At 71.3% G+C, this 9,322-nt stretch carries 10 protein-coding genes; 5 read left to right on the forward strand and 5 right to left on the reverse strand.

The window, feature by feature from the left end:
- Positions 1–28: 28 nt before the first annotated feature.
- From AB0J66_RS21725 to truA, 3 genes are all read left to right on the forward strand, one after another.
- On the forward strand, positions 29–1,051 hold the full coding sequence (locus AB0J66_RS21725) for a DNA-directed RNA polymerase subunit alpha (protein ID WP_127499772.1): 1,023 nt from the start codon (positions 29–31) through the stop codon (positions 1,049–1,051).
- Positions 1,052–1,085: 34 nt separating this feature from the next.
- Complete coding sequence (gene rplQ / locus AB0J66_RS21730; RefSeq protein ID WP_364663304.1) at positions 1,086–1,682, forward strand: 50S ribosomal protein L17; 597 nt, start codon at positions 1,086–1,088, stop codon at positions 1,680–1,682.
- A 64-nt stretch (positions 1,683–1,746) separates the two neighbouring features.
- Positions 1,747–2,559: a tRNA pseudouridine(38-40) synthase TruA gene (gene truA / locus AB0J66_RS21735; RefSeq protein WP_364663306.1), complete on the forward strand. Its 813-nt coding sequence runs from the start codon at positions 1,747–1,749 to the stop codon at positions 2,557–2,559.
- Here truA and AB0J66_RS21740 read toward each other — a convergent pair.
- Positions 2,537–3,328, reverse strand: a complete 792-nt coding sequence (locus AB0J66_RS21740; protein WP_364663309.1) for a hypothetical protein — start codon at positions 3,326–3,328, stop codon at positions 2,537–2,539. The two genes, truA and AB0J66_RS21740, sit on opposite strands and share 23 nt — an antisense overlap.
- A 96-nt stretch (positions 3,329–3,424) precedes the next feature.
- On the opposite strand from AB0J66_RS21740, the gene AB0J66_RS21745 reads away from it, so the two are divergent.
- Together AB0J66_RS21745 and AB0J66_RS21750 are read left to right on the forward strand one after the other, a co-directional pair.
- Positions 3,425–4,024: a methyltransferase gene (locus tag AB0J66_RS21745; RefSeq protein ID WP_364663312.1), complete on the forward strand. Its 600-nt coding sequence runs from the start codon at positions 3,425–3,427 to the stop codon at positions 4,022–4,024.
- A 32-nt stretch (positions 4,025–4,056) separates the two neighbouring features.
- On the forward strand, positions 4,057–5,703 hold the full coding sequence (locus tag AB0J66_RS21750) for an ATP-binding cassette domain-containing protein (RefSeq protein WP_364663315.1): 1,647 nt from the start codon (positions 4,057–4,059) through the stop codon (positions 5,701–5,703).
- Here AB0J66_RS21750 and thiC read toward each other — a convergent pair.
- From thiC to AB0J66_RS21770, 4 genes are all read right to left on the reverse strand, one after another.
- On the reverse strand, positions 5,700–7,202 hold the full coding sequence (gene thiC / locus AB0J66_RS21755; protein WP_364663318.1) for a phosphomethylpyrimidine synthase ThiC: 1,503 nt from the start codon (positions 7,200–7,202) through the stop codon (positions 5,700–5,702). The genes AB0J66_RS21750 and thiC overlap by 4 nt on opposite strands.
- A gap of 67 nt (positions 7,203–7,269) precedes the next feature.
- Complete coding sequence (gene thiD, locus AB0J66_RS21760; protein ID WP_364663320.1) at positions 7,270–8,031, reverse strand: bifunctional hydroxymethylpyrimidine kinase/phosphomethylpyrimidine kinase; 762 nt, start codon at positions 8,029–8,031, stop codon at positions 7,270–7,272.
- Positions 8,028–8,588 (reverse strand): thiamine phosphate synthase, encoded by a 561-nt coding sequence (locus tag AB0J66_RS21765; RefSeq protein WP_364663323.1) that lies wholly within the window; start codon positions 8,586–8,588, stop codon positions 8,028–8,030. The genes thiD and AB0J66_RS21765 overlap by 4 nt, the downstream gene beginning before the upstream one ends.
- Positions 8,582–9,322, reverse strand: coding sequence for a thiazole synthase (locus AB0J66_RS21770; RefSeq protein WP_364663326.1), 741 nt, complete (start codon positions 9,320–9,322; stop codon positions 8,582–8,584). The genes AB0J66_RS21765 and AB0J66_RS21770 overlap by 7 nt, the downstream gene beginning before the upstream one ends.

The following is a 9,322-nucleotide window of genomic DNA, read 5'->3' on the forward strand; positions in this document are numbered from 1 at the left end:
GGGTGGCCCGACAGAAAGAAGAAGTAGCGTGCTCATCAGCCAGCGGCCGTCCCTCTCCGAGGAGTCGATCAGCGAGACCCGCTCCCGGTTCACCATCGAGCCTCTGGAGCCCGGTTTCGGCTACACCCTCGGCAACTCGCTCCGGCGCACCCTGCTGTCGTCGATCCCCGGCGCGGCGGTCACCAGCATCAAGATCGACGGCGTTCTGCACGAGTTCACCACCATCCCCGGTGTCAAGGAGGACGTGGTCGAGCTCGTCATGAACGTCAAGGAGCTCACCGTCAGCTCCGAGCACGACGAGCCGGTCAGCATGTACCTGCGCAAGCAGGGCCCGGGCGACGTCACCGCCGGTGACATCCAGCCCCCGGCCGGTGTGTCCGTGCACAACCCCGACCTGAAGCTGGCCACGCTCAACAGCAAGGGCCGGCTCGACATGGAGCTCACCGTCGAGCGGGGCCGTGGCTACGTCACGGCGGCGCAGAACAAGAGCGCCGGCGCCGAGATCGGCCGCATCCCGGTCGACTCGATCTACTCGCCGGTCATGAAGGTGACCTACCGCGTCGAGGCGACCCGCGTCGAGCAGCGCACCGACTTCGACCGCCTCATCATCGACGTCGAGTCGAAGGCGTCCATCTCGCCCCGCACCGCGCTGGCCTCGGCCGGCTCGACCCTGGTCGAGCTGTTCGGGCTCTGCCGGGAGCTGGACGAGACCGCCGAGGGCATCGACATCGGCCCGTCGCCGCAGGACGCGCAGCTCGCTGCCGACCTGGCCCTGCCGATCGAGGAGCTGGACCTCACCGTCCGGTCGTACAACTGCCTCAAGCGCGAGGGCATCAACTCCGTCGGAGAACTCATCGGGCGGACGGAGGCCGACCTTCTGGATATAAGGAATTTCGGTCAGAAGAGCATCGACGAGGTCAAGATGAAGCTCGCCGGAATGGGGCTGGGCCTCAAGGACAGCGCGCCGTCCTTCGACCCCGCTCACGTCGTGGACTCGTTCGGCGACGTGGACTACGACACCGACGATTACCGCGAGACCGAGCAGCTCTGAGTTTGTAGCTCGGCCATCTAAAGGAGCATTGGAAATGCCCACGCCCACCAAGGGAGCCCGCCTCGGCGGCAGCCCGGCGCACGAGAAGCTCATCCTGGCCAACCTGGCCACCGAGCTTTTCCGGCACGGGAAGATCAAGACCACTGAGGCCAAGGCCCGCCGCCTGCGCCCCCTGGCTGAGCAGCTCATCACCAAGGCCAAGCGCGGCGACCTGCACAACCGTCGCCGGGTGCTGGCCACGGTGAAGGACAAGGACGTCGTGTACGCCCTGTTCGAGCAGATCGCGCCGCGGTACGGCAACCGCCCCGGTGGCTACACCCGGATCACCAAGACCGGCCCGCGCAAGGGTGACGCCGCCCCCATGGCCGTCATCGAGCTGGTCGAGGAGCTCCAGGTGGCGGCGGCCACCGCGCCGGCCAAGAAGGCCGCCCGCAAGGCGACCGCGCAGCAGGACAAGGTCGAGGCGCTGGCCCGCGAGGACGAGGCTCCGGCCGCCGCTCCCGCCGCCAAGGCCGACGTCGACACCGACGCCGACCAGGACGCCGAGGCTCCGGTCAACGCGTCCGGCGACAAGGGCGCCGAGGGCCCGGGCGACCAGGCCGAGGGTGAAGACACCGACGCCAAGGCGTGACGTAACGCGAAAGACCCGGTGCTCCCGTTCGGGGGCGCCGGGTCTTTTCCTTTGTGGGGGAGACATGGAATCGATCCGGCTGCGGCTGGACGTCTCGTACGACGGGGCCGATTTCTCGGGCTGGGCGGCCCAGCCGGGGCGGCGGACGGTGGCCGGTGTGCTGGTGGAGGCGCTCGCGCGGCTGGTCGGCGCGGACACCCCGCTGGGGCTGACGGTCGCCGGGCGTACGGACGCCGGGGTGCACGCCACCGGTCAGGTCTGCCACATCGACCTGCCCGTCGCGGCCTGGGAACAGCTGGAGGGCTCGCTGCTGCGCCGGCTGGCCGCGCTCATGCCGCCGGACGCCCGGGTGCGGGCGGTCCGGGCCGTGCCGGCGACCTTCGACGCGCGCTTCTCGGCCACCTTCCGGCGGTACGAGTACCGGGTCGCCGACACCGTCTGGGGGCCCGAGCCGCTGCGCCGGCACGACACCATCAACTGGGTGCGGCCGCTCGACCTGGACCGGCTCAACGCCGCCTCGCAGTGGCTGACCGGGGAGCACGACTACGCGGCGTACTGCAAGCGCAAGGAGCACGCCACCACGATCCGGGCCATCACCCGGCTCGACTGGCGGCGCGACCCGGACGGCGTCTGCGTGGCCACCGTGCAGGCCGACGCGTTCTGCCAGTCGATGGTCCGCAGCCTGGTCGGCGCGCTGCTGACCGTGGGCGACGGCCGCCGCGACCCGGGCTGGCCGGCCACCCTGCTGAGCCGTACGGAACGCTCCAGCGAGGTGACCGTGGCCCCGGCCCACGGGCTGACCCTGGTCGAGGTGGGCTATGTGGCCGAGGCCGACTACGCCGCCCGGGCCGACGCTACCCGGCGACTACGGGCTTGAGCAGCGACCCGGCCAGGTGGGTGTCGATGATCTCGGCGGTGATCCGGGTGGCGACCGGGTCGTCGTTCGGCACCAGCTGGCCGTCGGCCCGGGTGATCACGCAGTAGAGCAGGTAGTGACCGCGGGCGTGCCAGCCGATCTGGGGCGCGGCCGTGCCGGGGCCGCCCGACGGCAGCGTCGCGAAGCTGCCGTCGCCGCTCTCGACCAGGCCCCGCAGCAGGTCCTCGACCTCCGAGGCGCCGGCCGCGTCGGCCAGGTTGAACGCCCCGGCCGTGACCCGGTAGCCCTCGTAGGGCGCGATCAGGCCGGCCCGCACCACCTCGCGGCAGCCGTACTGCTTCAGCAGTGGTCCCAGATCACCGGTGGTCGCCTCGGCGCAGTCACCGCTCATATGGCGCAGATCGACGGCGTACGGACCGTCGGCGCCGGCCGGTCGCACGCCGTCCTCCGCCGGGAAGACGTCGCCGAGCGCGAGCGTGCGCGGCTCGGCCAGGGCGGCCGGGGCGAGGGTGGTCGCCGGCGGCCGGTCCCGGAACCGGTCGGCGAAGATCAAGAATCCGAACGTGCCGAGCAGGGCGAGCAGGATCAGCGCGGCCAGGCCGCGGGTGAGCAGTTGGAACGGGCGCAACGGCTCCGCGCGGGCCCGGCGCCGGGCCCGGGGCGCGGCCGGACGATGCTGCCCGGCCGGCGCGATGCCGCGGGCGAGCAGAACCAGGCCGCCGTCGGCGGTCGCGCGGTGGGCCGGTCGGGAAGGGGTGCCGTACCGCATGCGGCCACGCTAGGAGCGCACTGTGATCAATGAACGCACAGTTTGTGCGGCACCCCGGAGGTTGCTGCCGCGTTGAACAGCGGCAGACTTGCTCAGGTGACCGCCGACCATTACTTCAGCGCCGAGCCGACGGCGCCCGACCAGCGCCGCGAGATCCAGTTCAGCGTCGCGGGCCTCGACTACAAACTCGCCACCGCGCCCGGTGTCTTCTCCTCGGGCCGGCTCGACCCCGGCACCGCCGTCCTGCTGGGCAAGGGTGACTTCCCGGCGGGCGGGGTGCTGCTCGATCTCGGCTGCGGCTACGGGCCGATCGCGTGCGTGCTGGCCCGCACGGCGCCGGCCGCCGAGGTGCACGCCGTCGACGTCAACTCGCGGGCCCGCCAGCTCACGGTGGAGAACGCGGCGTCGCTCGGCCTGCGCATCCGGGTCGCCGCGCCGGACGAGGTGCCGGCCGATGTGACGTTCGACCAGATCTGGAGCAACCCGCCCACCCACGTCGGCAAGGCCGAGCTGCACTCGATCATGGAGCGCTGGCTGCCGCGGCTCGCCCCCGGCGGCGTCGCCTGGCTGGTCATCAACCGCAATCTGGGCGGGGACTCGCTGCACGCCTGGCTCGTCGAGCGGGGCTGGGCGGTCGAGCGGATCGCCAGCAAGAAGGGCTTCCGGGTGCTCAAGGTCGCGGCGAAAACCGACTGACTTCCGGGCGGGCACCGGGGAGGATGTCCGCCATGGGGTACGTGGATGTCGCCGGCGCCGGATTCGTGCTGCCCGACGGACGGCGGTTATTCGCCGACGTCTCGTTCCGGGTCGGCGAGGGGGCCAAGGTCGCGCTGGTCGGCCCGAACGGCGCGGGCAAGACGACGCTGCTGCGCATGGTCGCCGGTGATCTGCCCATGCAGGAGGGCAGCATCGCGCGCTCCGGCGGGCTCGGCGTGATGCGCCAGTTCATCGGCATGATCGGCGACGACCGTACGCTCGCCGATCTGGCCCTTTCGCTGGTCAAGCCCACGCTGCGGGAGGCGGGGGAGCGGCTGGAGCGGGCCGCGGGGGCGCTCGACGAGTCGGAGCGCACCCAGCTCGCGTACGCCAACGCCCTGGCCCATTGGGGTGAGAGCGGTGGCTACGACGCCGAGGTTCTTTTCGACACCGTGGCCGTCGCGATCCTCGGCAAGCCGTGGGAAGACGTGCGGCACCGTCCGGTGCGGACACTCAGCGGCGGCCAGCAGAAAAGGTTCGCGCTCGACCTGCTGCTGCGCGGCGACGACGAGGTGCTGCTGCTCGACGAGCCGGACAACTTCCTCGACGTGCCCGGCAAACGCTGGCTCGAGTCGCGGCTGCGCGAGTCGCCCAAATCGGTCCTTTACGTCTCGCACGACCGCGAGCTGCTGGCCCAGACGGCCGACCGGGTCGTGGCGGTCGAGGGGGGCAGCGCCTGGACCCATCCCGGTGGCTTCGCCTCGTGGTACGACGCCCGGGTGAACAGGCACGAGCGCCTCGAGGAGAACCACCGCCGCTGGGAGGAAGAGCATCAGAAGCTGAAGGACCTGGTGCTGTCGCTCAAGCAGAAGGCGACCTTCAACGACGGCATGGCCTCGCGCTACCAGGCCGCCCAGACCCGGCTGCGCAAATTCGAGGAGGCCGGCCCGCCGCCGCTGCCGCCCAAGGACCAGTCGCTCAAGATGAACCTGCGCGGCGGCCGCACGGCCAAACGAGCGGTGATCATGAAGCAGGTCGAGCTCGAGGACCTGACGTTCCCGTTCGATCTGGAGATCTGGTACGGCGACCGGGTGGCCGTGCTCGGCGCCAACGGCACGGGCAAGTCGCACTTCCTGCGCCTGCTCGCGGCCGGCGGCAGCGACCCGGAAGCGGAGAACAAGCCGGTCGACGGCGCCCCGCTCGCCCACGTCGCCCACAACGGCGTGGCCCGGCTCGGCGCCCGCGTCCGGCCCGGCCACTTCTCACAGACCCACGATCGGCCCGAGCTGCTCGAACGAACCCTGGTCGAGATCCTCTGGCGCGGCGACGACCACCGCTCGGGCATGGACCGGGCCGGCGCGATGAAAGCCCTCAACCGCTACGAGCTGGCCGCCCAGGGCGACCAGCGCTTCGGCACCCTCTCCGGCGGGCAGCAGGCCCGCTTCCTGGTGCTGCTGCTCGAGCTGTCCGGGGCCACGGTCCTGCTCCTGGACGAGCCGACCGACAACCTCGACCTGGCCTCGGCCGAGGCCCTGGAGGAGGGCTTACGCCAGTTCGAGGGCACGGTGATCGCGGTGACCCACGACCGCTGGTTCACCCGCTCCTTCGACCGCTTCGTCCTCTTCCAGGGCGACGGCGAGGTCGTCGAGACCCCCGAACCCGTCTGGGACGTCCGCTAGGGCTTCGTCAGGGGCACGTAAACCTTGCCGCCGCCCTCGACGAACTCTGAGGATTTCTGGGCCATGCCCTGGGCTTTGAGTTCGTGGCTGATTTTCATGGAGCAGAATTTCGGGCCGCACATGGAGCAGAAGTGGGCGGTCTTGGCGGCGGGGGCGGGGAGGGTCTCGTCGTGGTAGGAGCGGGCGGTCTCGGGGTCGAGGGCCAGCTCGAACTGGTCCTCCCAGCGGAACTCGAAGCGGGCCTTGGACAGGGCGTCGTCCCAGGCCTGGGCGCCGGGGTGGCCCTTGGCCAGGTCGGCCGCGTGGGCGGCGATCTTGTAGGCGATCATGCCGGCCTTGACGTCGTCCTTGTTGGGCAGGCCGAGGTGTTCCTTGGGGGTGACGTAGCAGAGCATCGCGGTGCCGTACATGCCGATCATCGCGGCGCCGATGGCCGAGGTGATGTGGTCGTAGGCGGGGGCGATGTCGGTGGCGAGCGGGCCGAGCGTGTAGAACGGCGCCCCTCCGCAGAGTTCGACCTGCAGGTCCACGTTCTCCTTGATCTTGTGCATGGGCACGTGGCCCGGGCCCTCGACCATCACCTGCACGCCGTACTCCCAGGCGCGGTGGGTCAGCTCGCCCAGCGTGCGCAGCTCGGCGAACTGGGCCGCGTCGTTGGCGTCGGCGATCGAGCCGGGGCGCAGGCCGTCGCCCAGGGAGAACGTGATGTCGTACCGGGCGAAGATCTCGCACAGCTCGTCGTAGTGGGTGTAGAGGAAGTTCTCCTCGTGGTGGGCCAGGCACCAGGCCGCCATGATCGAGCCACCGCGGGAGACGATGCCGGTGACCCGGTCGGCGGCCAGCGGCACGTGCGGCAGCAGCACTCCGGCGTGGACGGTCATGTAGTCGACGCCCTGCTCGGCCTGCTCGATGATCGTGTCGCGGAACAACTCCCAGGTCAGCTTGACCGGGTCGCCCTTGACCTTCTCGAGCGCCTGGTAGATCGGCACGGTCCCGATCGGTACCGGCGAGTTCCGGATGATGGCCTCGCGGGTCTCGTGGATGCGCGGGCCGGTCGACAGATCCATCACCGTGTCGGCGCCCCAGCGGGTGGCCCACGTCATCTTCTCCACCTCCTCGGCGACCGACGAGGTGACGGCGGAGGTGCCGATGTTCGCGTTGACCTTCACCAGGAACCGCGAGCCGATCACCATCGGCTCCGACTCGGGGTGGTTGACGTTGGCCGGCAGCACCGCCCGGCCGGCGGCGATCTCGTCCCGGACCAGCTCCACCGGCACGTTCTCGCGGATCGCCACGAATTCCATTTCGGGCGTGATCTCACCGGCCCGGGCCGCGGCGAGCTGGGTCTTGGTGGTGCCCCAGGCTTTTCGCAGCGGGGGCAGGCCCACCTCCGGGTCGCTGCCCGGTCCCGAGGTGTCGTAGAGCCGTACCGGATCGTTGCCGTCGCTGAGCACGACCTCCGAGAACGGCACGCCGTTGACGTACACCTTGCGCCTCATGCTTTTCCTCCCCAATCGGGATAAAACCGGCGACGAACGGCAGCACGGGACCCCGTACCGCCAGGTATCAGATCGAAAAGTGGTGCAGCGGGCCCGGTCCGGCCCCCAGTTGCCAGTCGCGACCGCCAGCCAGCGCGGCCGCCACATAGCGCTTGGCCGCCCGCACGGCCACCGGCACCGGATCACCGGCCGCCAGCCGAACCGCGATCGCCGACGAGAACGTGCAACCCGAACCGTGGTTGTTCGCCGTCGGCACCGGCTCGCCGCGCAGCGTCTCGGCCCCGCCGTCGTGCCACAGGACATCGGCGGCCGTCTCGCTGCCGGTCACCACGACCGCCCGCGCACCGCGCTGGGCCAGGCCTTCGGCCGCCACGACCATCTCCTCGGCCGTCTCGACCGGGCTTGCCGTCAGGGCGGCGGCTTCCTGCCGGTTCGGGGTCAGGACCCGGCTGTACGCGACCAGAGGCGCGACAGCCGCAGTGTCGGCCAGCCGGGCCCCGGACGTGGCGACCAGCACCGGATCGACGACCAGGTTGGGCAGGCGCCCGGCCCGGTCGGCGATGAGCTCGGCGATCGCCGGATCACCGATCATGCCGACCTTGACCGCGGCCACCGGGAAGTCGGCCAGCACGGCGTCGAGCTGGGCGGCGACGACGTCGATGGGGATGGGGTGGATGGCGGTCACGCCGAGGGTGTTCTGCGCGGTCACGGCGGTGATGACCGAGGTGCCGTACGCCCCGAGCGCGGCAAAGGTCTTGAGGTCGGCCTGAATACCCGCACCCCCACCGGAATCCGACCCGGCGATCGTCAACACAACCGGCGGCGTCATCGCGCGACCGCCGCTGCCAACGCTGCGGCCACAGGCTCGGGATCGTCGGCCCGCATGATGGCGCCGAGCACGGCCACTCCCCGCGCGCCGGCGGCCACGCACGCCGCCGCCCGGGCCGGGGAGTCGATACCGCCCAATGCCAGCCACGGGACGTCGCCGGCGAGGTCGGCCGCGCCCTCCGGGGTCAGCGCGGGTCCGTAGCCGGGCTTGGTTTCGGTCAGGAACACTGGCGAAAGGGTCACGTAGTCCTCGGTGGACAGTGACGGGACGCCGTGGGCTGAGCGGCCGATCAAGCCGGCGCGGGGCAGCGGGTCGGCCTCGGCCAGGTGCACCGCGTCGCCGCCCAGGGGGTCCGGGCCGGCCACGATCAGACGGCCCGGCGGGAGCAGGGCTCGCAACTCAGCAGCGAGCGCGGCTCTCTCGTCGTACGGCAGGTCTCTCTCCCGGAGAATGACCCACTCGGCGCCGCCGCGGATCGCCGCCTGGACCACCGGCACCAGCGGCCCGGTGGCGGACCGGCGATCGGTGAGCACGACGAGGCCGCCGGGGGTCACCATTCGGCCCGTCCCTCGTCCGATGTGGACGCCAGCGCGTGGAAGCGGCGTGGGATGCGCCCAGCGGTGAACGCCATCCGGCCGGCCAGGACCGCGTGCCGCATCGCGGTGGCCATCGCCTGCGGGTCGTCGGCCCGGGTGATGGCGCTGGCGATGAGCACGGCGTCGCAGCCCAGCTCCATCGCGAGGGCCGCGTCCGAGGCGGTGCCGATGCCGGCGTCGAGCACCACCGGGATGTCGACGCTCTGCCGGATCAGGCGGATGTGGTGCGGGTTGGAGATGCCCAGGCCGGAGCCGATCGGCGAGCCGGCCGGCATGACCGCGGCGCAGCCCACGTCGGCCAGGCGGCGGGCCAGGATCGGATCGTCGCTGGTGTAGGGCAGGACCGTGAAGCCGTCGCCGACCAGCGTCTCGGCCGCCCGCAGCAACTCGACGCCGTCGGGCAGCAGGGTCCGTTCGTCGCCGATCACCTCGAGCTTGATCAGATCGGTCTCGAAGGCCTCGCGGGCCAGGTGGGCCGTCTTGACCGCGTCGCCGGCCGTGTAGCAGCCGGCCGTGTTGGGCAGGATCCGCACGCCGAGCCGGTCGAGCATCGGCAGCAGACCCGGGCCGGCCGCGTCGACCCGGCGCAGGGCCACCGTGACCAGGTCGGTTCCGGAGGCGACGATCGCCTGTTCCAGGGCGGTGAGACTGTTGGCGCCGCCGGTGCCGAGGATGAGCCGCGACTTGTCGAACAT

This window comes from Actinoplanes sp. NPDC049598, assembly GCF_040675435.1.
In the GTDB taxonomy this organism is placed as follows: domain Bacteria; phylum Actinomycetota; class Actinomycetes; order Mycobacteriales; family Micromonosporaceae; genus Actinoplanes.

Bases quoted from the DNA above. Each gene is read 5' to 3' on its own strand.
- AB0J66_RS21770 (WP_364663326.1), bottom strand. From the start codon at position 9,322: ATGTTCGACAAGTCGCGGCTCATCCTCGGCACCGGCGGCGCCAACAGT.
- rplQ (WP_364663304.1), top strand. From the start codon at position 1,086: ATGCCCACGCCCACCAAGGGAGCCCGCCTCGGCGGCAGCCCGGCGCAC.
- AB0J66_RS21765 (WP_364663323.1), bottom strand. From the start codon at position 8,588: ATGGTGACCCCCGGCGGCCTCGTCGTGCTCACCGATCGCCGGTCCGCC.
- thiD (WP_364663320.1), bottom strand. From the start codon at position 8,031: ATGACGCCGCCGGTTGTGTTGACGATCGCCGGGTCGGATTCCGGTGGG.
- thiC (WP_364663318.1), bottom strand. From the start codon at position 7,202: ATGAGGCGCAAGGTGTACGTCAACGGCGTGCCGTTCTCGGAGGTCGTG.
- truA (WP_364663306.1), top strand. From the start codon at position 1,747: ATGGAATCGATCCGGCTGCGGCTGGACGTCTCGTACGACGGGGCCGAT.
- AB0J66_RS21740 (WP_364663309.1), bottom strand. From the start codon at position 3,328: ATGCGGTACGGCACCCCTTCCCGACCGGCCCACCGCGCGACCGCCGAC.
- AB0J66_RS21750 (WP_364663315.1), top strand. From the start codon at position 4,057: ATGGGGTACGTGGATGTCGCCGGCGCCGGATTCGTGCTGCCCGACGGA.